Source organism: Kitasatospora sp. NPDC001132 (assembly GCF_053598415.1).
In genome coordinates this window covers 1-23254 of the sequence record NZ_JBSFKF010000011.1, presented here as the reverse complement: position 1 = coordinate 23254, position 23254 = coordinate 1, and the positions used below count along the sequence as shown (strand labels likewise).

General features: G+C 72.8%; 13 protein-coding genes and 1 pseudogene. 10 read left to right on the top strand and 4 right to left on the bottom strand.

The window, feature by feature from the left end; translation table 11 throughout:
• Window positions 1–60: 60 nt before the first annotated feature.
• Window positions 61–417, top strand: a complete 357-nt coding sequence (locus ACWDBE_RS17190; protein ID WP_449808437.1) for a hypothetical protein — start codon at window positions 61–63, stop codon at window positions 415–417.
• Window positions 418–506: 89 nt separating this feature from the next.
• Here ACWDBE_RS17190 and ACWDBE_RS17185 read toward each other — a convergent pair whose 3' ends face one another.
• Window positions 507–1670 (bottom strand): magnesium and cobalt transport protein CorA, encoded by a 1164-nt coding sequence (locus ACWDBE_RS17185; protein ID WP_449792631.1) that lies wholly within the window; start codon window positions 1668–1670, stop codon window positions 507–509.
• 482 nt (window positions 1671–2152) lie between these two features.
• Between ACWDBE_RS17185 and ACWDBE_RS17180 the strand changes: the two genes are divergently transcribed.
• Window positions 2153–3583 carry an NAD(P)/FAD-dependent oxidoreductase gene (locus ACWDBE_RS17180; protein ID WP_449808436.1) on the top strand — a complete coding sequence of 477 codons (1431 nt, stop codon included), beginning with the start codon at window positions 2153–2155 and terminating at the stop codon, window positions 3581–3583.
• Between the two features lie 136 nt (window positions 3584–3719).
• Here ACWDBE_RS17180 and ACWDBE_RS17175 read toward each other — a convergent pair whose 3' ends face one another.
• On the bottom strand, window positions 3720–4640 hold the full coding sequence (locus ACWDBE_RS17175; RefSeq protein ID WP_449808435.1) for an ATP-grasp domain-containing protein: 921 nt from the start codon (window positions 4638–4640) through the stop codon (window positions 3720–3722).
• A gap of 265 nt (window positions 4641–4905) precedes the next feature.
• Between ACWDBE_RS17175 and ACWDBE_RS17170 the strand changes: the two genes are divergently transcribed.
• Together ACWDBE_RS17170 and ACWDBE_RS17165 are read left to right on the top strand one after the other, a co-directional pair.
• On the top strand, window positions 4906–10290 hold the full coding sequence (locus ACWDBE_RS17170; protein ID WP_449808434.1) for an SDR family NAD(P)-dependent oxidoreductase: 5385 nt from the start codon (window positions 4906–4908) through the stop codon (window positions 10288–10290).
• Window positions 10291–10509: 219 nt separating this feature from the next.
• Window positions 10510–11727 (top strand): cytochrome P450, encoded by a 1218-nt coding sequence (locus ACWDBE_RS17165; RefSeq protein ID WP_449793583.1) that lies wholly within the window; start codon window positions 10510–10512, stop codon window positions 11725–11727.
• A 73-nt stretch (window positions 11728–11800) separates the two neighbouring features.
• Here the strand turns inward: ACWDBE_RS17165 and ACWDBE_RS17160 are convergent, their stop codons facing one another.
• The gene (locus ACWDBE_RS17160; protein WP_449793582.1) at window positions 11801–12034 is read right to left on the bottom strand and encodes a ferredoxin; all 234 of its coding nucleotides are present in this window, start codon (window positions 12032–12034) and stop codon (window positions 11801–11803) included.
• Complete coding sequence (locus ACWDBE_RS17155) at window positions 12028–13248, bottom strand: cytochrome P450 (RefSeq protein ID WP_449793581.1); 1221 nt, start codon at window positions 13246–13248, stop codon at window positions 12028–12030. The genes ACWDBE_RS17160 and ACWDBE_RS17155 overlap by 7 nt, the downstream gene beginning before the upstream one ends.
• 194 nt (window positions 13249–13442) lie before the next feature.
• Here ACWDBE_RS17155 and ACWDBE_RS17150 point away from each other — a divergent pair, with 194 nt between their 5' ends.
• The 6 genes and pseudogenes from ACWDBE_RS17150 to ACWDBE_RS17125 form a co-directional block, all read left to right on the top strand.
• The gene (locus ACWDBE_RS17150; protein WP_449793580.1) at window positions 13443–14474 is read left to right on the top strand and encodes a 3-oxoacyl-ACP synthase III family protein; all 1032 of its coding nucleotides are present in this window, start codon (window positions 13443–13445) and stop codon (window positions 14472–14474) included.
• Between the two features lie 8 nt (window positions 14475–14482).
• Window positions 14483–16384 (top strand): HAD-IIIC family phosphatase, encoded by a 1902-nt coding sequence (locus tag ACWDBE_RS17145; RefSeq protein WP_449808433.1) that lies wholly within the window; start codon window positions 14483–14485, stop codon window positions 16382–16384.
• On the top strand, window positions 16381–16608 hold the full coding sequence (locus ACWDBE_RS17140) for an acyl carrier protein (protein ID WP_449793578.1): 228 nt from the start codon (window positions 16381–16383) through the stop codon (window positions 16606–16608). Before ACWDBE_RS17145 ends, ACWDBE_RS17140 begins: the two co-directional genes overlap by 4 nt.
• Window positions 16605–17420 carry a 2-oxo acid dehydrogenase subunit E2 gene (locus ACWDBE_RS17135; protein ID WP_449793577.1) on the top strand — a complete coding sequence of 272 codons (816 nt, stop codon included), beginning with the start codon at window positions 16605–16607 and terminating at the stop codon, window positions 17418–17420. The genes ACWDBE_RS17140 and ACWDBE_RS17135 overlap by 4 nt, the downstream gene beginning before the upstream one ends.
• A complete protein-coding gene (locus ACWDBE_RS17130) occupies window positions 17417–18511 on the top strand; it encodes an alpha/beta hydrolase (protein ID WP_449793576.1) in 1095 nt (364 codons plus the stop codon). The genes ACWDBE_RS17135 and ACWDBE_RS17130 overlap by 4 nt, the downstream gene beginning before the upstream one ends.
• A 58-nt stretch (window positions 18512–18569) precedes the next feature.
• A pseudogene (locus ACWDBE_RS17125) lies at window positions 18570–23254 on the top strand (beta-ketoacyl synthase N-terminal-like domain-containing protein); the annotation flags it as partial.

Genomic DNA, 23254 nt, shown 5'->3' with positions numbered 1-23254 from the left:
GTGAGGTCTCGGCCGCCACCCCTGCGGGTCACCCCCGCCGGTCCCGCCTATCCTCCCGTCATGCGCATCCTCCTCACCCGGGACAGCGTCTCGGCCGGCGACGACGCCGACGCCCCGCACGCCGAGGCCGTCACGCTCCCCGACGGCCTGGACGCCCCCGCGGCACTCGCCGCCATCGGACTCCCCAGTCCCCGGCTCCCGCTGATCGGCGGCGGCCGAGCCACCTGGGTGGTGCGCGGCGCGGACGGCAGCGCGCTCGCCGTCCTCGCCCAGCAGTGGCCGCAGTCCCGCCCGCTCCCGGCCGGCCGGGGCCCGCTCGAGCACCTGGCCGGAGCGGACGGCGCCGTCCGGCTTCACCTCGAGTACCGGCGCCAGACGGACCCGGCGGCCGAGTACGAGCGGCTGCTGCCCGGCTAGGGCGTTCGGAGGTCAGGGCGTGCCGAGGAGCCGGCCGCTAGGCCGTGCCGAGGAGCCGGCGGAAGGCTCCGGCCTCGCTCCCCTCGGACCTACAGCCAGTCCCGCTTCTTGAACACCAGGTACAACCCGGTGCACACCAGCGCCATCAGCCCGATCGCGAACGGGTAGCCGAAGACCCACTTGAGCTCCGGCATCGTCTCGAAGTTCATCCCGTAGACCGTTCCGATCAAGGTCGGCGCGAAGAGGATGGCCGCCCAGGAGGAGATCTTCTTGATCTCGTCGTTCTGCGCGTGCCCCGCCTCGGCGAGCTGCTTCATCTCCTCGTTCTGCCGCTGCGAGACCAGCGTCGCGTTGACGGTCAGGATGTTCTGGAGCATCTGCCGGAAGCCGTCCACCCGCTCGGCGGCGTAGGTGGCGTGGTCGGCCACGTCGCGCAGGTAGCGCTGGAGGTCGTCGTCGGTGCCGTACTTGCCGAAGCCCGCCTCCAGGCTCTTCATGATCTCCAGCAGCGGACGGGTGGCCCGCTGGAACTCGATCACCTCGCGGGACAGCTCGTAGATGCGGCGGGAGACCTGCGGGTCGCCGCCGAACACCTCGGTCTCGATCTCGTCGATGTCGTGCTGGAGGCCGGCGATCACCGGCGCGTAGCCGTCCACCACGGCGTCCAGCACCGCGTACAGCACCGCCTCCGGGCCGAGTGCCAGCAGCTCCGGGTCCTCCTCCAGGCGGCGGCGCACCGCCGAGAGGTCCGGGGCCTGGGAGTGGCGGACGGTGAGCACGAAGTCGGGGCCGACGAAGAGGTGGATCTCGCCGAAGTCGACCTCCTCCGCCTCGTCCAGGTAGCGGGCGGCGCGCAGCACCACGAACAGGGTGTCGCCGTAGCGCTCCAGCTTCGGCCGCTGGTGGGCGACGATGGCGTCCTCGACGGCCAGCTCGTGCAGGTTGAACCGGTCGGCGGCCTCCAGCAGCTGCGCCTCGGCGGGGCGGAACAGGCCGATCCAGGCCATGGTGCCGGGCCGGCCGGGCAGCTCGCGGTAGATGTCGGCGAGGTCGGCGGGCGCCTCCGTCCGGCGGCCGTCCCGATAGACCGCCGCGTCCACGACGGAACGTTCCAGCGTCACCGGTTCGACGGGCTGGTCGGGGCGCGGGTCCATCGAGTGCTCGGGCGCCGGCTGGGTGTCCGTGGACCGGACGACGGAACGGGAGAACGGACGCTTGCTCGCGCGCACAGCGCGCACACGCCAGTCGGACATGGCGGGAACCTCCACGGTGGATGCCCGGCCGCCGTACGGGAACACGGCGGACCGGAGGCGCCCGGCCGGCCGCCACGCGCACGGCGCGACCGGCGGCGCCTCGTCGGGAGGACGAGGTCAGCGCCGCGCGGGAGCCGTACGGGAGGAGGTGTGCCGGGGGCCGCGAGTGGTGCGGGACAACCGGGGGCGGGGCCGACTTCGACCCGTACTACTGCACTCCACGGCTCTCACCTCCTCGCCTCCGCGCGCCTGCGCACCGGGAGGGGTGCCAGCACAACCCCGCCGAGTCTAGTACCCGCACGCCCCGGGCTCCGACCGGGGCCCTGCCGCGGACTGCTCCCACCACGCCCACCGCTCACGCCCGCGCACCACGGATCGTCCGGATTCGTTCCTCACGCTGCCTCAACGGCCCTGGCGGGCAAGCGCGTTCGTCCGGAGCGAAGTGATCACGGGGAGGAGACGGCGCCACTACGCTACGTGCCATGACTTCTTCGGAGAGGGCCCCGGGGCGGGGAACGGCAGTGGTGATGGGCGGCGGGCTCGCGGGACTGGCGGCCGCGTGGGCGCTGCGCGGGTTCGCCGAGCGGATCGTCGTGGTGGAGCGGGACCGGTACCCGGCAGGGGCGGAGTTCCGGGCCGGGGTGCCGCAGGGCCGACACGCCCACCTGGTGCTGGAGGCCGGGCACCGGCTGCTGGAGGAGATGATGCCCGGCATCCGGCAGGAGCTGACGGCCGCGGGAGCCCAGCGGGTGGCCGCCTCGGACGTCCAGTGGCTGTGCGCCGCGGGGTGGCTGGCCGAGTACCCGGCACAGGTGAGCTTCCTCTCCTGCACCCGGCCGCTGCTGGACAAGCTGGTGCTGGACCGGATCCGCGCCCACCCCGCGATCGAGGTCCTGGAGGGGACGGACGTGGTCGGGCTGCTCGGCTCGGCGGGCGTGGTGACCGGGGTGAAGGTCCGCTCGCGCGGGTCGGCGCACGACTCGGAGCGGTCCGGGGACGGCTCCGCGCACGACTCGGGGAACGGCTCGGCGCGCGACTCGGAGAACGGCTCGGCGCGCAGCTCCGAACGCGGAGAAGTCCGGGAGATCCCCGCCGAGTTGGTGGTGGACGCGGCGGGCCGTTCGACCTCGGTGCCGAAGTGGCTCGCCGAGCTGGGCTGCCCGCCGGTACCCGAGGAGCGGGTGGACGCGGGCGTCGCGTACGCCTCCCGGATCTTCCACCGCCCCACCGGGTCCGAGCTCGGGCCGGGCCGGGCGGCCTACCTCCAGACCAAGGCGCCGGACGAGCCGCGCATGGGCGTGCTGCTGCCGGTCGAGGGCGACCGCTGGATCGTCAGCCTCGCCGGGATGCGCGGCGCCGAACCGGGGCCCGGCGAGGAGGGGTTCACCGAGCACCTGGGCCTGCTGCGCGACCCGCTCCTGCACGAGCTGCTGCGGGACGCCGAACCGGCAGGCGGGATACGCGGCTTCCACCCCGGGCCGGGCGTGCGCCGGCACTACGAGCGCAGCTCCCCGGACGGGCTGGTGGTGGTCGGCGACGCCGCGAGCACCTTCAACCCGGTGTACGGGCAGGGCGTCACCGTCGCCCTGTTCTGCGCCCGGGAGCTGCGCCGCACCGCGAAGCGGCACGGCGGGATCGGGCGCGCCACCGCCCGGGCCGCGCGGCACGCCGTCGCCGCGGCGTCCAAGATCCCGTGGATGATCTCCTGCGCCGAGGACGCCCGCTTCCGCGCCACCACCGGCGCGCCCTCCGGCAGCCTGGTCGGGCTCCAGCACCGGTTCTTCGACAAGGTCCTGGCCGCCAGCACCCGGGACCCGTCCGTCACTTCGGCGTTCCACGAGGTGATGTCGCTGGTGGCGCCGCCGTCACTGCTGTTCCGGCCGCCCGTGCTCGCGGCGATCCTGCGGGCCTGAGCAGGCGAGGCGGCATTGAACCCGAGGAGGCATTGACCCGGGGGCAGTGACCCGATGGGGCCGCGGACCGTGGGCCCGAGCAGATCACGAGCCGTGGGCCCGAGAGCCTCAGCCCGGCGCCTCGGGCACGCGGGTGCTACTCCCCGAGGTGCGCCGCGACGTACGGCAGCGCCACCTGTTCCAGGCCGCGTCGGCCGAACGCGGGGTGGACGTTGACCTCGAAGACCACGCCGCCGCTCTCGGCGGCGAGGTCCACCCCGGCGAGGTCCAGGCCCAGGGAGGCGGCCGCCGCGACGGCCGCCTCCGCCAGCCCGTCGGGCAGGTCGCCGTAGTCGAGCAGGGTGGAGACGGCGCCCCGGCTCTCGTTGCAGGGCGCGTCCGGGTCCGCCTGAACGTGCTCGACCACCCGGACCACCCGCCCGTGCAGCACCACCACCCGGTACTGGTGGCGGCTCCCGTCCGGGAGGACGTTGCGGGCGTCGCGGGCGATCAGCCAGTCCGCTCCCGCCCGCGCGTAGTGCCGCGCGGCGGCGTCGAGCTGGGCACGGGTGGTGACGTGGAAGACGTCGTCCCCGCCCATGCCGACACAGGGCCGGGCCCAGACGTCGCCGCCGAGCTCCGCGAAGGCCTCGGCGACGGCCTCCGGACTCGGCCTGGAGAGCGCGATGCTGGGCATGTGCGGCACGCCGTCCCGGAGGAAGCGGGCGACGGTGAGGTCCTTCTCGGTGGCCACCCGCCACGCCTCGGCGTCGACACCGAGCGACCGGGCGCCGAATCCACGCAGCCGCCGCTGGCAGTCCTCGAACGCGCGCCGCCGGTGCGGCGGGATCTCGTACACGATCACCGTGTCGGCGGACACCCTCCGACCGCCCGCCTCCAGCCGGAACCCGCCCTCGTCGTCGGCCTCGACCAGGCCGCTGCCGCCGGTCATGAAGTGCCGGGCGTCCAGGTGTACGGGCTCCCGGCCGGTCAGCGTCCGCGCGGCGGCGGCGAGCACCTTCCGGCTGCCTTCGGTCGAACTGTGATCGGTCAGGAGGACGAGGTCGCGTCGGGCCATGCGGACATGCAAGCGCGTGCGACGCAATCATGACAAGAATGCCTAGCCCGCCATCCGCGCCCGGCGTGGCCGAAACCGTCCTCGGCAGTTCGATCCAGGCTTCTGACCACCGACTCACAGGATGTGGGTCCGCCGTGTTCCTCGCTGCCCCGCTGTCGGATCGGGAATCAGGCACGACCCCGCACGAGGCGCGCCGCACGCCCCGGTAAGGCACTAGTTAGGGCCGCGTAAGAGCCGTTCGCAGGATGGGAGTATGGAGCCCATCGTGAGTCAGACCGTCCTCGCTGCCTCTGGCGTACCCGCCGGCCAGGACGTTCCCGTTGCCGTCGTAGGACTCTCCTGCCGACTTCCCCAGGCACCTCGCCCCGAGGTCTTCTGGCGCAATCTCCGTGACGGGGTGGACGCGGTCGGCGAGACTCCGCGGGACCGGTGGGATGCCGAGGCGTGGTATGACCCCGACCCCGCCGCGCCGGGCAAGGCACTCACGCGCCGTGGCGGCTACCTCGACCACGTGGACCGGTTCGATGCCGCGTTCTTCGGGATCTCCCCGCGCGAGGCCGCGGCCATGGACCCGCAGCAGCGGCTCATGCTGGAGCTGAGCTGGGAGGCGCTGGAGGACGCCGGGGTGGTGCCCTCGGCGATCCGGGACACGCGCACGGGTGTTTTCATCGGCGCGATCGGCGACGACTACGCCTCTCTGCTGCGCAACGGCGGGGCCGGGGCCATCGGCCGACACACCCTCACCGGGCTGCAGCGCGGCATCATCGCCAACCGCGTCTCATACGCCCTCGGGCTGCACGGGCCGAGCGTCGTCGTGGACACCGTCCAGTCCTCGTCCCTGGTGGCCGTGCACATGGCGTGCGAGAGCCTGCGGCGTGGCGAGTCCACGGTGGCGCTCGCGGGCGGTGTCAGCCTCATCCTCGTTCCCGAGAGCACGGTGAGCGCCGCGAAGTTCGGCGGCCTGTCGCCGGACGGCCGCTGCTACACCTTCGACGCGCGCGCGAACGGCTACGCCCGGGGCGAGGGCGGCGGTCTGGTCGTCCTCAAGCCCCTGGCGGACGCGCTGCGCGACGGCGACCGGGTGTACTGCGTGATCCGCGGCAGCGCCGTCAACAACGACGGCTCCACGGACGGTCTGACGGTTCCCAGCGCGAGCGCCCAGGAGGAGGTGCTGCGCCTGGCGCGGCGGAACGCCGGGGTCTCCGCCGGGGAGTTGCAGTACGTCGAGCTCCACGGCACGGGCACGCCGGTGGGCGACCCCGTCGAGGCCGCGGCGCTCGGCGCGGCGCTCAGGGGCGAGCGCGACGCGGAGTTCCCCCTGGCCGTGGGCTCGGCCAAGACGAACGTCGGTCACCTGGAGGGTGCCGCAGGCATCGTGGGCCTGCTGAAGGTGGCACTCAGCATCAGCCACCGCTTGCTCCCCCCGAGCCTCAACTACGTCTCGCCCAACCCCCGGATCCCGCTGGCCGACCTCAACCTCCGGGTGCAGACGGAGCTGGGCCCCTGGCCGTACCCGGACCGCCCGCTGATCGCGGGCGTCTCCTCGTTCGGCATGGGCGGGACGAACTGCCACGTCGTTCTGGAGGAGGCTCCGGGGCAGGAGGCGCGGCCCGTCCCGGACACGGCCGGCCCCACGTCCTGGGTGTTGTCCGCGAAGGGCGAGAACGCGCTACGGGACCAGGCACACCAGCTCCACGACCACCTGACCCACAACCCCGACCTCACCATCACCGAAGTCGCACACGCCCTGGCCCTGACCCGCACCCACTTCCCCGACCGCGCCACCATCACCGGCACCCACCGCGACGAACTCCTCGACGCCCTCGCCACGCTCTCCCGAGGAGAACCCGCCCCGAACATCCTGCGAGGACACGCCGAAAGCGACGGGCGTCTGGCGTTCCTGTTCGCCGGACAGGGCAGCCAACGAACCGGCATGGGCCGGCAACTCCACCAGACCTACCCCGTCTACGCCGAAGCCTTCGACGCCGTCTGCGCCGCCACCGACCCCCACCTCGAACACCCCCTGCGCAAGGTCATCTTCGAAGACGGCGACCTCCTCGACCGCACCGAATACACCCAACCCGCACTCTTCGCCCTCGAAACAGCCCTCTACCACCTCATCACCTCCTGGGGCATCACCCCCCACCACCTCACCGGCCACTCCATCGGCGAAATCACCGCAGCCCACGCAGCCGGAGTCCTCTCCCTCACCGACGCCGCCACCCTCGTCACCCACCGCGCCCGCCTCATGCAACACCTCCCCACAGGCGGCGCCATGCTCGCCATCCACGCCCCCGCCACCCAGATCCAACCCCTCCTCCACGACCACAACGCCACCATCGCCGCCATCAACAGCCCCACCAACACCGTCATCTCCGGCACCCGCGAAGCCCTCACCCACATCGCCCAACAACTCGGCACCACCACCAAGACGCGATTCCTCAACGTCTCCCACGCCTTCCACTCCCCCCTCATGGAACCCATGCTCGACGAGTTCCGACACACCCTCCACACCCTCACCTACCACCCCCCCACCATCCCCATCATCTCCACCCTCACCGGCACCACCGCCACCACCGAACAACTCACCAACCCCGAACACTGGATCAACCACGCCCGCCAAACCGTCCTCTACCAACCCGCCATCCAAACCCTCCACAACCTCGGCACCACCACCTACCTCGAACTCGGCCCCGACACCACCCTCACCACCCTCACCCAACACACCACCACCACCGGCCACTTCATCCCCACCCTCCGCAAAAACCACCCCGAACCCCACACCACCACCAACGCCCTCGCCCACCTCCACACCACCGGCACCCCCATCAACTGGCGCCAGTACTACACAGCCACCACCCCCACCACCCCCCTCCCCACCTACCCCTTCCAACGCCAACGCCACTGGCTCGACACCCCGGACACCACGGGTGACGCCACGGACTTCGGTCTCGGCAGCGCCGGGCACCCGCTGCTGAGCGCCGACCTCGAACTCGTGGACGGAAAGGGGCATCTCTTCACCGGACGGCTGTCGTTGCGCAGTCACCCGTGGCTCGCGGACCACGCGATTCAGGGCACGGCCGTCCTTCCCGGCACGGCCTATGTCGATCTCGCCCTGTGCCTCGGGGCCCGCTCCGGGCACACGGTCCTGGACGAGCTGACCCTTGAGGCACCGCTCGTCGTCCCCGAGCAGTCCTTCGCGCAGTTGCAGGTGGTCCTGGGCGAGCCCGACGACGCCGGGTGCCGTCAGCTGACCGTTCACTCCAGGCCCGGCGGTTCCGACGAGTCCGACGCGCCGTGGACCCGGCACGCGGTCGGCCTGCTGACGCGACCCGACCGCGAGGAGCAGGACGGCCCCTCCCTTTCTGCCGACTGGCCGCCGGCCGGCGCGAAGCAGGTCCCGGTGGAGGAGGTGTACGAGCTGATGAGCGCGCACGGCCAGGACTACGGCCCCGGCTTCCGCGGCCTGACCTCCATCTGGCGCACCGGGGACGAGCTGTTCGCCGAGGTGCGGCTGCCCGAGGGCCTGCACGGCGAGGAAGCACGGTTCGCCGTGCACCCCGCGCTCCTGGACGCCGCGCTGCATCCCCTGGGTCTCCAGGCCGGGGACGGCGGGGGAACCGGTGGCACGCTGCGGCTGCCGTTCGCGTGGAGCGGGGTACGTCTGCACGCGGTGGGTGCCGCCTCCGCCCGGCTGCGGATCTCACCGGTGTCGGCGGACTCCGCCGCTCTGACCCTCGTGAATGCCGAGGGCAAGCCGGTCGTGTCGGTCGACTCCCTGACGCTGCGGCCCTTCGACGTACAGCAGTTGCTGTCATCGGCCACCGCTCACCGGAACTCGCTGTTCGACGTGGAATGGGTTCCCGTCCCGGCGGTTCCGACCGCGTCGAGCCGGCCCGCTGACGGCCCCGCTCCCGTCGTCGTGTCGTTCGCCTCCGCGGTGCGCACGGATGAGGGCGGACCCGCATCCCTGCACCACGCGGCTCAGGAAGCCTTGCGGTCCGTGCAGCAGTGGCTCGCGGAGGAGCGGGACGACCAGGCGCGGCTGGTGTTCGTCACGCACGACGCGGTCGCGGCGGCAGCCGGGGACGGTGTGACCGGCCTCGACGTCTCACCGGTGTGGGGTCTGGTGCGTACGGCTCAGTCCGAACACCCGGACCGCTTCGTCCTCCTGGACACCGACACCGCTCCCCTCCCCCCAGACCTCATCACCACCGCACTCGCCACCCGCGAACCCCAACTCGCCCTCCGCGACAACACCCTCCTCGCCCCCCGCCTCACCCGAGCCGACACCACCACCAACCACACATCCCACCTCGACCCCAACGGCACCACCCTCATCACCGGCGGCACCGGCACCCTCGGCTCACTCCTCGCCCGCCACCTCGTCACCGAACACGGCGCACGCCACCTCCTCCTCGTCAGCAGGAGCGGCCCCAACGCCGACGGAGCGGCCGAACTCGAAGCCGAACTCACCGCACTCGGCGCCCACACCACCATCACCGCCTGCGACATCGCCGACCCCGACGCCCTCACCACACTCCTCACCCAGATTCCCGACCAACACCCCCTCACCACCGTCATCCACACCGCCGGCACCACCGACGACACCACCCTCGAAACCCTCACCCCCCACCAACTCGACACCGTCCTCCACGCCAAAGCCGACGCAGCCCACAACCTCCACCACGCAACCCGCAACCACCACACCCTCACCACCTTCATCCTCTACTCCTCCATCGCCGGCACCACCGGCAACCCAGGACAAGCCAACTACGCCGCCGCCAACACCTACCTCGACGCCCTCGCACACCACCGCCACACCCAAGGACTCCCCGCCACCTCCCTCGCCTGGGGCCTGTGGGAGGAGACCAGCGGCATCACGCAGTCACTGGGCGCGGCGGAGCGTGCCCGGCTCGGGCGCAGCGGCATCCTGCCGATCGCCTCGGCCGCGGGGCTGAAGCTGTTCGACGCCTCGATCGCGCGGGGCGCGGCGCTGTCGGTGCCGGTCCTGCTGGACATGGGGGCGCTGCGCAGTCGTGCGGCGGAGGGCGAACTGGCCCCGCTGTACCGGGAGCTGGTGCCCGTGCCGGCCGGCCCCGCGCCGTCGGTCGCCTCGCCCGCCGGGGGCGGGGCCGGGGTGCGGGAGCGGTTGCTCGGCATGGACGACGCGGAACGCGAGCGGTTCCTCGACGAGCTGGTCCGCCGCCACGTCGCCGATGTCCTGGGGCACGCCTCTTCTTCGGCCGTGGAGCCCCGGCGCGGGCTGCTCGACATGGGCCTGGACTCGCTCTCCGCCGTCGAGTTGCGCAACCGGCTCGGTGCGGCCACCGGGCTGCGGCTGTCGACCACCTTGGTGTTCGACTACCCGACTCCCGTCGCCATCGCCGGCCATCTCCTCGACCGGCTGGCCGAGGAGCTGCCGAGCGCGGCCCTGTCGCCGCTCGACGCGCTGGAGGCGGCGTTCGAGGAGATCTCCGGTGACGAGGAGAGCCGCTCCCGGACGAAGGCCCGGCTGGAGGCACTTCTGAGCAGGCTGACCGCCAAGGGTGGTGCGGGTGATCCGGACGTCTCGGCCGGCTTCCCGGGCGGGCTGGACGCGGTGGCGGACGAGGACCTCTTCGAGTTCATCGACAACGACCTCGACTGAGCCGACGGCTCGCTCCGCCCTTCCGGGCAGTCGCGGAACGGCGGGCCGGCGGTCGTCGCCGGTCCGCCGTTCCGGTGTTCGTCGTCCCGCGATCCGTGCCCCGCTCCTTCCGCTGCCGGCGGAGGACGGGTAAGTCCGCCGTTAGCGTTCCCTGTGACGCTGGGGGCACCAGCGCGCCGCGCAGTGCGGGCGCGTGCCCTCACGGCGAAGGAAGACTCGATGACCTCCACACGGGTTCCCGTTCCGTTCGAATTCACAGCGATCAAGGGGCTCGGCATCGACCACAGCTACCGTGAACTCCTCGAACACGGTCGTCCGGTGTGGGTGACCCCGCCGTACGGGGAGAACGCGTGGCTGGTGAGCCGGTACGCGGACATCAAGGCCATTCTCGGGGACCAGCGGTTCGGCCGCGCCGCCGCCGCGGACCGCGACGAGGCGCGGGTGGCGCCGGTGCCGGTGGGCGGCAGCATCATGGGTGCGGACGCGCCGGACCACGGCCGGCTGCGGCGTCTGATCTCCAAGCCGTTCTCCAACCGGGGTGTCGAGCGGCTGCGGCCGGGGATCGCCCGGGTGGCGGAGGAGTTGCTCGACGCCATGGCCGAGCAGGGTTCCCCGGTCGATCTCGTCACGGCCTTCACGGGCCCGTTCTCCGCGCTGAACATCTGTGAGCTCCTGGGCGTGCCCGAGGGCGAGCGGGACCGGTTCCAGGGCATGGTGCAGTGCTTCTTCGGCAGGACGGAGCTGTCGCCGGAGGAGATCGCGGTCGAGCTGGAGCTGCTGCGCGACTACGTCCGCGGGCTGATCGACCGGCGCCGCCGGGAGCCGGGCGACGACCTCGTGAGCGCCATGCTGGAGGCTGCGGCCGAGGGCGGCGCGTACACCGACGAGGAGTTGCTGGAGCTGGTGTACACGCTGCTGGTCGGCGGCTACGACACTCCCGCCTCCCAGCTGGCCTCGACCTTCTACGTGCTGTTGTCGCAGCCCGGCCAGGCGCAGTTGCTCCGGGAACACCCGGAGGCCGTCCCGCAGGCGGTCGAGGAGCTGCTGCGGTTCGTCCCGCTGGTCTCGCACACGACGTTCGCCCGGTATCCGACCGAGGACGTGGAGATCGGCGGGCAGCTGATCCGGGCCGGTGAGCCCGTGCTGTGCGCGACTCCGGCCGGGAACATGGATCCCCGGGCGTTCGAGGACCCCGAGGTGCTGGAGCTGCGGCGGGCGGGGAACGCCCACCTGTCCTTCGGGCACGGCCTGCACCACTGCACCGGTGCCGCTCTGGCCCGGGCGGAGATGCAGGTGGCGATCACCGCGCTGCTCACGCGCTTCCCGGACCTGCGGCTCGACGTGGCGCCCGAGGACGTGCAGTGGCTGAAGGGCATGCAGATCAGGACTCTGGGCTCGCTGCCGGTCGCATGGGGTCCGGGCGGCAGCCGCCCGTGACGGCCGGACGCGAGGAACCCCGCAGGCCCGGGCCTGCGGGGTTCGTCGTCATGTCCTGTGGTGGTGCCGGTGGTCAGGTCCCGTCGGCCGTGCCACGGAGCCGGATCGCCTGTACGGGGCACAGGTCCACGGCCTCCCGCACCGCGTCCCACTCGTGGGGGCCGGGGTGCGGATCGCGTACGAGGACGTGTCCGTCGTCGTCCTGGTCGAAGACGGCGGGGGCGCTGTAGGCGCACTGGGCGGCGCCGATGCAGGCTTCCCGGTCGGCGGTGACCAGTGCGTCGGCGGGCCCGTCGGCGCTCACCACGTCACCGGCATCTCGTTGACGCCCTGCACCGTGCCGCTGCCGGGCGGCCGGGTGGGCAGCCGGTCGGCGGGGACGGCGAGGCGCAGCGTGGGGATGCGGGTGAACAGGGTGGAGAAGGCGATCTCCAGTTCCAGTCGGGCGAGGCTCTGGCCGAGGCACTGGTGGATGCCGTAGCCGAAGGACAGCTGGCGGCGGCCGGTGCGGCCGGTGTCGAAGGCCTGCGGGTCCCGGTGGACGCGGCTGTCCCGGTTGGCCATGGTGGCGGACAGCAGGACGCCTTCGCCCGCGCGGATGACCTGTCCGGCGACGGGGATGTCGGCGGTGGCGACCCGCACTCCGGCGAGGTCGGTGACCGCGACGCAGCGCAGGATCTCCTCGACCACGGCCGGCACGGTGTCCGGGTCGGCCTGCATGCGGGCGAGCTGTTCGGGGTGGTCGAGCAGGGTGATGGCGCCCAGCGCGATGGTGGAGGCCGTGGTCTCGTGTCCGGCGACCAGGATGACCAGGGCTATCTGGACGAGGTCGGCGTGGCTGAGGCGGCCCGTGGCGACTTCTTCGCGGGCGAGGCGGCCGATCAGGCCGGGGCCGGGCTCGGTGCGGCGGCGGGTGGCCAGCGCGTCGAGGTAGCCGATGAGTTCGCGTCCCGCTTCCTGGGATTCCTCGCCGGTGGTGGCCTGGAGGAGCCGGCGTGAGGCGTCCTGGAAGAACTCCAGGTCCTCGTGGGGCAGGCCCAGCACCTCGGAGATCACCCGGGACGGCACGGGCAGCGCGAAGTCGCGTACGAGGTCGGCGGGTGGGCCGGTCCGGAGCATCCGGTCCACGTGGTGGTCGACGATGTCCTGCACGACGGGCCGCAGGCTCTCGACCCGCTTGCGGCTGAAGTCCGGGTTGAGCAGGCGCCGGTGTTCGTCGTGGGCGGGCGGGTCCATGCCGATGAGCACCAGGCGCTTGGCGACCTCGGCCTGGAAGCGGGGCGCGACGGCCGGGTAGTCGGGGCGCTGCCGGTCGGCGGAGATCCGTGGGTCCGCGAGCAGTTGGCGTGCCTCGGGATAGCCGGTGACGAACCACACGACGCGGCCGTCGAAGAGGGTGACCCGGGACAACGGCCCTTGTGCGCCCAGCTGTTCGTAGGCGGGCGGCGGCTGGTAGGGGCAGGCCCTCTGCTGGGGAAAGGGCGGTGCAGCGGACGGGCCCGGCGGGGCGGTGATTTCCATCGCGTTCCCCTCGTCTTCTTCCTGCGGGCGGGGATTTCCCCGCAGCCGGAAAAGCTAGGAGGCGCCGCGAATGCCCTGCAACCCCGTGTCTCCCGGGCGTTAGCGCCGCGTAATCCGGCGGCTCACGAAAGCGTCGCGTAAGCAGCACGGTAGCGGCTTTCCGGACCATGGCCGGGCAGAGAGAGGAGCAGGTCGTGGACACACCACACATCCGGATCCTGTCGGTGGGAACCGCGTTGCCCGGACCGCCCGTCGACAATGCCGCGCTCGCCCGCCGGTTCGGCATGGACCCCCTGTGGGAGCAGTGGGTGGACGCGTTCATCGGAACGCGCAACCGGCACCTGGCGGTTGACATCGAGACCGGTGAGATCCGCGATTCGCTGTCCGGTCTGGGCGAGGCGGCGGCCCGGCGGGCCCTGGAGGGCGCGGGGGTCCGGCCGGACGAGGTGGACCTCGTCGTGATGGCCACGGCCACCCCGGAGCAGCTCATGCCCGCCACGGTCAATGTCATCTGCGACCGGCTGGGCATCGACGACGTGCCCACCTACCAGCTCCAGTCGGGCTGTTCGGGCGCGGTCCAGGCCCTGGACGTGGCCCATCAGATGCTGCGGACCGGCCGGCACCGCACCGCGCTCGTGATCGGTGCCGATGTGCTCGCGCGGTTCTACGACTGCGACGCGGAGCTGGCGAAGGTTCCGCCCGACCAGCTCGTGAACTACGTCCTGTTCGGGGACGGCGCCGGCGCGGCCGTCCTCAGCACGGACCCTGCGGCGGGCCGCTGCGAACTGGTGTCGGTCCGTACCCGGCTGACCGGGCTGAACCGGGAGGCCGGGGCGACGCTGGAGTGGTTCGGGCCCGTCGACCGCCACTCGGAGCGGCCCGCGGCCACCGAGGACTACAAGGCGATCGAGCGGCACGTGCCGGAGATGGCCGACGAGACCCTGCGCGAGCTGCTCGACGACCTGGACTGGCGCGAGGAGGACGTCACCTATCTGCTGCCGCCGCAGCTTTCCGGCCGGATGACGCGGCGGATCGTGGAGCGGCTGGGCGTCGCGGGCGCCGAGGAGGTCTCCTGCGTCAACACGACGGGCAACAACGCCAACGCCCTGGTCTTCTTCCAGCTGGAGCGGGCGCTGGAGCGGCTCGCGCCCGGTGAGCGGGCGATCGGCATCGCCATCGAGTCCAGTAAGTGGATCAAGGCCGGCTTCGCGCTGGAAGGGGTCTGACCGTCACCATGGCCTCCACCCCCGCCACCGCCTCGGCCACCGATCCGGCCGACGAATTGCTCGCCCTGCACCGGGCCGGGCGTCTCGCCGTCGCCTACCCGGGCCTGAAGTCCCTGCTGGCGCGCCTGCCCGAGGCGGATTCCGTACGGGCCGCGCAACTGCTGTCCCGCGTCGGTCCGGACGAGGTGCTGCACGAGCATCCCGAGCTGCCGGCCCTCACGGTCGCCGTCACCGGTCACGGGACGCTCTCCGCGCTCGTCCCGGCCCTCGCCCTGGAGGGTGCCCGCCACGGCATCGTGCTGCGCACGGTCGTCTCGGACTTCGACTCCTACGTCTTCGACCTGACGGACCCGGGCAGCGCCCTGCACGCCGCCGCTCCGGACCTGGTCCTGTGCCTGCTCGACCCCATGATCGTCATGGACGAGCTGCCGACGCCCTGGCGCCCGGAGGACGTCGAGGCGGTGCTCGCCGAGAAGACGGCGCTGCTGGACGCCCTCACCGCCCGCTTCGCCGGGTCGGGCAGCGGCACCCTCGTGCTCAACACCATGCCGCTGCCCCGCGTGCTCGCCTCCCAGCTGATCGACCACCGCTCCCGTGCCCGGCTCGGCGCCGTCTGGCGCGAGGCCAACGCCCGCCTGCTGCGCCTGACCGAGACGCACTCGGAGCTGGTCGTGCTCGACCTGGACCCGCTGGCGGCCGAGGGCGTCGCGGTCACCGACCCGCGGCTGAGCGTCTACGCCAAGGCCCACCTCTCGCTGGCGATGCTCTCGCGCTATGCCCGGGAGGCCGGTCACCTGGCCCGCATCCTGGCCGGGCAGACGAAGAAGTGCCTGGCCGTGGACCTGGACCAGACGGTGTGGGGCGGTGTGCTCGGCGACGACGGCGCGGACGGCATCGAGGTCGCCGACAGCCCTCGCGGCGAGGCGTTCCAGGCGTTCCAGAAGGTGCTCAAGCAGTTCGCCTCGCAGGGTGTCCTGCTGGCGGCGGTGAGCAAGAACGACCTGGCCCCGGTCCGCGAGGTCGTCGCCGGCCACCCGGGGATGACGCTGCGGGAGGCGGACTTCGTCCGTTTCGCCGTGAACTGGCGGCCCAAGCACGAGAACCTCAAGGAGCTGGCGGAGGACCTCAACCTGGCCGTCGAGAGCGTCGTGTTCGTCGACGACAGCCCCTACGAGTGCGGTCTCGTGCGCCGTGAGCTGCCGGGGGTGAGCGTCGTCCAGCTGGACGAGGAGCCGGCCCGGCACGTCGAGAAACTGCTGCGGGACGGCTGGTTCGACGTCCGCGAGCTGACCGTGGAGGACCGCGCGCGCCCCGCGCTCTACCGCGTCGAGGCCGAGCGCAAGGACTTCCTGCACGGCTTCGACTCCCTCCAGGACTACCTGCGCGAGCTCGGGGTGCGGGTGCGGATCGGTCCGGTCGAGGAGCGGGAGGTGCCGCGGGCGGCTCAGCTGACGCTGCGCACGAACCAATTCAACCTCACCACGCGACGGCTGCAGGCGGCCGAGGTGAAGGAGCTGGCCGCGGGCCCGGACACCCGGGTGCTGGCCGTGCACGCGGGCGACCGGTTCGGGGAGAACGGTCTGGTCGGCGTGGTCTTCACCCGTCGTGAGGGCACCACCGTGCACATCGACAACTTCCTGCTCAGCTGCCGGGTGTTCGCCCGCGGCATCGAACAGACCGTCCTGGCGGCCGTGCTGCGGCAGGCCCGGGCCGACGGAGCGCGCGAGGTGCTCGCCACCTATCGCGCGAGCGCCAAGAACGCCAAGGTCCGGGACTTCTATCCGCAGAACGGCTTCGTACCGGTGACGGACGCCGACGGCGAGCTCGTCTTCCGGCACGACCTGGCGTCCGTCCCGCCGGTCCCCGACCACGTGCAGCTGACCGAGTCCTGCGAAGGGAACACCCCGTGAACTCCATCGACGCCTTCATCACGCTGGTCCGGGACGACCTGGGCCTGCCCGTCGACGACACCGACGTGGACCGGCCCCTCGGCGAGGTCGCCGGCTGGGACTCCGTCCACCTCATCACCCTGCTCACCCTGCTGGAGCGCGGCACGGGCCGTTCGCTGTCCCTGCCCGCCGCCCTGGAGGCGACGACGCTGCGCGGCCTGTACGACGTGGCGGTGTCCGGATGAGGCCGGTCCCCGTCGCCCGGGAGCGGCGGCACACGCTCTACTTCCTGGAGGGGGCGAAGGCGTTCGCGCCGGTCTTCCTCGACACCGAGGTCGACATGGAGCGGGTGTGGCGGCACCGCGCGGCCGCCGCCGAGGAGGGCCGCCGCTACTCGGTGGTCAGCTACGTGCTCCACGCCGGAGCGCGGGTCGTCGCCGACCACCCCCAGGCCAACAGCGCGATCGGCGGCCGGCTGCTGCCGAGGACCGTCACCTACGGCTCCACCAGCGCCAAACTCGCCCTGGACCGGCGGCTCGGCGGCCGGCGCGTCGTCCTCGCCGCCGTGCTGCCCGGCCTCGAACGGGCCGGTCTGGAGGAGGTCCAGCGCCAGGTGGACCACTACCGCGACGGCGACCCCGACCTCATGGCCGAGTTCGCGGGCCTGCGCGCGCTGCACAAGCTGCCCGTCCCGATCGGCCGCGCGCTGTTCCGCAGGGCGACCCGGTCGCTGACGGCGCGGGCGGCCCGCACCGGGACGTTCGCGGTCAGCTCGCTCGGCCACCGCGCCGTGGACGGCTTCCATTCCGTGGGCGGCACCACGATCACCCTCGGCGTCGGACGGGTCGTCGACCGGCCGGTCGTCCGCGACGGCGCCGTGACGGTGGCACCGGTGATGCGTCTGAACCTGGCCTTCGACCACCGGGTCATCGACGGCGCCGAGGCGGCCGACATGCTCACCGAGATCAAGGAACGCCTCGAAGGCTTCCCCGGCGCACCGGAAGGAGGAGAGAACCGGACCGCCGGTGTCACGGGGGCCGGTTCCACGGACCGATGAACGACGTCGAGGAACTCAAGCAGTACGTGGGCGCCCACGCCCGCGCGCAGTCCATGCCGCCGGGCCACTTCGAGAAGCTGCTCGGCCGCATCCGCACCGACGACGAGGGCGCGGCAGGCTCCTGGACACGCGAGTGGTGCGAGGTCGGCGAGCGGCTCGAAGAAGCGGGCCAGTACCTGGAGGCCTGCCGCCACTTCAACATGGCCCGCTTCCCCTACGTCGACGGCCCCGCCCGCGGCGCGGCGCTGGAGCGCTGCGTGAACGCCTTCGACCGCTGGCGGAAGGAGACCGGCGGCATCGATCGCCTCGACCTGGACCTCCCCGGGGGCCGGGTGGGCTGCTGGACGAGCGGACTGAGCCGGCACGAGCGGCGGCCCCTGCTGGTGTTCATGGGCGGCATCGTCAGCATCAAGGAGCAGTGGGCCCCGCTCCTCACCCGACTGGACCGGCTGGGCTTCGCCGGGCTCGTCACCGAGCTCCCCGGCGTCGGCGAGAACACCCTGACCTACGGCGCCGACAGCCGGCACCTGCTGCCACAGCTCCTGGACGCCGTCGCGGACGTGGCCGACGTGGCACGGACGTACTGCATCACGCTGAGCTTCAGCGGCCACCTGGCCGTGCGGGCCGCCCTGGAGGAGCCGCGCATCCAGGGCATCATGACCGTCGGCGCGCCGGTGCACGACTTCTTCACGGACCCTGCCTGGCAGGCACGGCTGCCCCGGATCACCGTCGACACCCTCGCCCACCTGACCGGAGTCCCGGCCGCGGACGTCGGCGAGCACATCCGCGACTGGGCGCTGAGCGACCGTCAGCTGGCCGGACTCTCCGTCCCCCTGGCCTACGCGGCGAGCACGCGGGACGAGATCATCCCGGCCGAGGATCCGCGGCGGCTGCGCCGCCACGTACGGGACCTGCGGATCGTCGAGTACGACGACGTGCACGGGGCCCCGCACCACCTGCCCGAGATGCAGCTGTGGGGCTTCCTGTCGATCCTCCGCATGAAGGGCGGCCACTACCTGCCGCGGGCCGTCCTGCGGTACGCGCATCTCGCCCAGCGCACCCGCCGCAGGCTGGCCGCACGCCAGGCCTGAACGGCTCCGCTGCGCCCCGAACCCCGTCCGACCCGTTTTCGAGAGGTTGAACACCGCAATGGCGACCGAGGAAGAGCTTCGCGAATATCTCAAGCGCGCCACCGGCAATCTCGCCCGGGCCAGGCAGCGCCTGCGCGAGGTCGAGGCCGACCGGCACGAACCGGTCGCCGTCGTGGCGATGAGCTGCCGCTACCCGGGCGGTGTCGCCTCTCCCGAGGACCTCTGGCGCCTGGTCACCGACGGCACGGACGCCATCGGCGGCTTCCCCACCGACCGCGGCTGGGACCTCGACAACCTCTACGACCCCGACCCGGACCGGACGGGCACGAGTTACACGCGGCACGGCGGCTTCCTTCACGACGCGCCGCGCTTCGACCCGGAGTTCTTCGGCCTGAGCCCGCGCGAGGCCCTGGCCACCGACCCCCAGCAGCGGCTGCTGCTGGAGGTGGCCTGGGAGGCCTTCGAACGGGCGGGCATCGTCCCCGAGACCCTGCGCGGCAGCCGTACGGGCGTGTTCGCCGGCGTCATGTACAACGACTACGCGTCGCGCCTGACACCCGCCCCCAAGTCCTTCGAGGGCTACATCGGCTCCGGCAGCGCGGGCAGTGTGGCCTCGGGCCGGGTGGCCTACACCCTCGGTCTGGAAGGCCCGGCCGTCACCGTCGACACGGCCTGCTCCTCCTCGCTCGTCGCCGTCCACCTGGCCGTACAGGCGCTGCGCAACGGTGAGTGCACGCTCGCGCTGGCGGGCGGCGTGACCGTCATGGCCACGCCCAACACCTTCATCGAGTTCAGCCGCCAGCGCGGCCTGTCGGCGGACGGCCGGTGCAAGGCCTTCTCCGCCGACGCCGACGGCACCGGCTGGAGCGAGGGCGCGGGCCTCCTCCTCCTGGAGAAGCTCTCCGACGCGCGGCGCAACGGCCACCGGGTGCTGGCCGTCATCCGCGGCACGGCCGTCAACCAGGACGGCGCCAGCAGCCAGTTGACCGCGCCCAACGGCCCCGCCCAGCAGCGCCTGATCCGGCAGGCGCTGGCCAGTGCCCAGCTCGAACCCTCCGACGTGGACGCAGTCGAGGCCCACGGCACCGGCACCAAACTCGGCGACCCCATCGAAGCCCAGGCCATCCTCGCCACCTACGGACAGAACCGACCCGCAGACCACCCCCTGCACCTCGGCTCACTCAAATCCAACATCGGCCACACCCAAGCAGCCGCAGGCGTCGCCGGCGTCATCAAAATGGTCATGGCCATGCACCACGGCACCCTCCCCCGCACCCTCCACGCCGACACACCCAGCCCCCACGTCGACTGGACCGCCGGAGCCGTCAACCTCCTCACCCAACCCCGCACCTGGACCACCCCCGACAATCGACCCCGCCGCGCCGCCGTCTCCTCCTTCGGCATCAGCGGCACCAACGCCCACCTCATCCTCGAACAACCCACCCCGCCAACCGAACAGACCCACGACGAACCCACCCCCACCGGCGTCATCCCCTGGGTACTCTCCGGACACAACGAGGCCGCACTGCGCGCCCAGGCCGAGCGCCTGCACGAGCGGCTGACGGAGCTGCCGGAGCTCTCCGCCGCGGAGGTCGGTCGCGCCCTGGCGGGGACGCGCACGCAGTTCCCGCACCGCGCCGCGGTGCTGGGTGCCGACCGCGCGACGCTGCTGGACGGGCTGGCGTCCCTGGCGTCGGGCTCCGGCGCGGTGGAGGGCGTCGCGTCCGCACCGGGGAAGGTGGCCTTCCTCTTCGCCGGCCAGGGCAGCCAGCGGCCGGGGATGGGGCGGGAGCTGTACGACGCGTTCCCCGCGTTCGCCGCCGCCTTCGACGAGGCGTGTGCCGCGTTCGACGCCTTGGGGGTGCCGCTGCGCGAGGCGATGGCGGACGAGACCGTCCACCGGACGGAGTTCGCGCAGCCGGCCCTGTTCGCGATCGAGTCGGCGCTGTTCCGGCTGTGGGAGTCCTGGGGGGTGCGGCCGGACGTGGTGGCCGGGCACTCGGTCGGTGAGCTGACGGCGGCGTACGTGGCCGGTGTGCTCCCCCTCGGGGACGCCGCGCGTCTGGTGGTGGAGCGAGGCCGGCTGATGCAGGCGCTGCCGTCCGGCGGTGCGATGCTCGCGGTCCAGGCACCGGAGGAGCGGGTGCTGCCGTTGCTGGCCGGGCTGGAGGGTTCGGTCGCGCTCGCCGCGGTGAACGGCCCGGAGTCGACGGTGGTCTCCGGCGACGCGGACGCGGTGGCCTCGATCGCCATACGACTCGGCGAACTGGGCGTCAAGACAAGCGAGCTGACGGTCAGCCACGCATTCCATTCGCCGCACATGGACGCGATGCTGGACGACTTCCGGGCCGTCGCGCGGAGCCTCGACTTCCGCGCTCCGAAGATCGCGCTCGTCTCCACGCTGACGGGGCGTCCGGCCACGGCCGAGGAGCTGGCCTCCGCGGACTACTGGGCCGCTCACGCGCGGGAGGCGGTGCGCTTCCACGCCGCGGTGCGCACGCTCGAGGCCGAGGGTGTCACCGCCTTCGTCGAGCTGGGTCCGGACTCGACCCTCACCGCGCTGGCCCGGACGGGTACCGGGGCCACGGTCGTGTGTGCCGCGTCGTTGCGCAAGGGCCTCGCCGAGCCGCAGGCCGCGCTGACCGCTCTCGCGCAGCTGCACGTGCGGGGCGCCGTGGAGGTGGACTGGCGGGCGGTGTTCGGCCCCGGCAGCGGCTCCGTGGACCTTCCGACGTACGCCTTCCAGCGTGAGCGCCACTGGCTGGAGGCTCCGGCCGGGCGGCGAGACCTGGGCGCGGTGGGGCTGGCGGAGGCCGAGCACCCGCTGCTGGGCGCGGCGGTGGAACTGGCCGACGGTCAGGGGCACCTGTTCACGGGCCGGCTGTCCCTGGCGGCCTTCCCGTGGCTGGCCGACCACGCGGTGCTGGGCGCGACCCTGCTGCCCGGCACCGCGATGGTGGAGCTGGCGCTGCTGGCGGGAGCGCGGCTCGGCCTGTCCGTGGTCGAGGACCTGACGCTGGAGGCCCCGCTGCGGCTGGACGGCGCCGACGCGGACGTCCAGCTCGCCGTCGGCCCGCAGGACGGGTCCGGGAAGCGGCCCGTGCAGCTGTACTCCCGTACGGAGGAAGGCGCCGAGTGGATCCGGCACGCCAGCGGAACCCTCACCCCCGCCCCGCTCGACACCGTCACGGACGCCTCGGGCTCCGCCGCCTCCTGGCCGCCCGCCGGATCGACGGCGATCGACACGGACGGTCTCTACGAGCGCCTGGCCGGACACGGCTACGCGTACGGCCCGGCGTTCCAGTGCCTTCGCTCGGCATGGCGGCACGGCGAGGACCTGTACGCCGAGGTCCGGCTCCCGCAGGGCGCGACGGGCACGGGCTCGGGTGACGACGACGCGCTGTTCACCGTTCACCCCGCGCTGCTGGACGCGGCGTTGCACGTGCTGGCCCTGGAGGCGCTGCCGGAGGAGGACGGGGCCGCGAGCTTCAAGCTGCCGTTCGCGTGGAGCGACGTGCGGCTGTTCGCCGCGGGGGCCGAGGAGTTGCGCGTTCGGCTGTCGCAGGTCGCGCCCGACACCGTGGCGCTCTCGGTCTCCGACGGGGCCGGGGCCCCGCTGCTGTCCGTCGGCGCCCTGTCGGTGCGGCCCGTGGGGGCGGGCGAGCTCGCCGCCGCCCCGGCCACGCGCGACGGCCTGTTCGGCATCGACTGGACGCCCCTGCCCGTTCCCGCCGGGGCGTCCGCCCCGGCGCCGGCGATCCTCGGCGACGATCCGTCGGGCCCGGCCGGGTCGGGCCGCTACGCGAGCCTGGCCGACCTCCCCGCGGACGCCCCGGCCGTCGTGGCGCAGTTCGCCGCGACGCCCGGGGAGGACGTCCCCGGGGCGGTGCACCGGGCGACCGCCGCGGTGCTGGAGACCGTGCGGGAATGGCTGGCCGACGAGCGGTCCGCCGCCGCCCGCCTGGCCGTCGTGACGTGCGGCGCGGTGGCGGCCGGGGCGGACGACCGGGTACGGGATCCGGCCGCGGCCGCGCTGTGGGGTCTGCTGCGCTCGGCCCAGACCGAGCACCCCGGACGGCTGCAGATCGTCGACGTCGACCGTACCGAGGCGTCCCGTTCGGCGCTGGCGGCGGTGCTGGCCTCCGGGGAGCCGCAGTTCGCCCTGCGCGACGGTGTGGCCTCCGTCCCCCGCCTCGTGCGGATCGGCGGCCGGACGGCGGGGCTGGCCCTGCCCGCCGGTGCCGACGACTGGCGTCTGGACGTCACCGCCAAGGGCACTCTGGAGAACCTGGCCCTGCTGCCGTGTTCCCGGGAGCCGCTGGGCGCCGGTCAGATACGGATCGCGGTGCGGGCGGCCGGGGTGAACTTCCGCGACGTGCTGATCGCGCTGGGCATGTACCCGGGCGACGAGGCACTGATCGGCGGCGAGGCCGCCGGCGTGGTGACCGAAGTCGCCCCCGACGTCACCCGCTTCGCGCCGGGCGACCGCGCCTTCGGGCTCTTCCCCGGCAGCGCCGGGACGTTCGCGGTCACCGACGAGCGGATGGCCGCGCCGATGCCCGAGAACCTGACCTTCACCCAGGCCGCCGTACTGCCCGTGGTGTTCCTGACGGCGTACTACGGCCTGCGGGACCTGGCCGACATACAGCCCGGACAGCGACTCCTCGTCCACACCGCCACCGGCGGCGTCGGCATGGCCGCCGTCCAACTCGCCCAACACTGGGGCATCGACGTCTACACCAC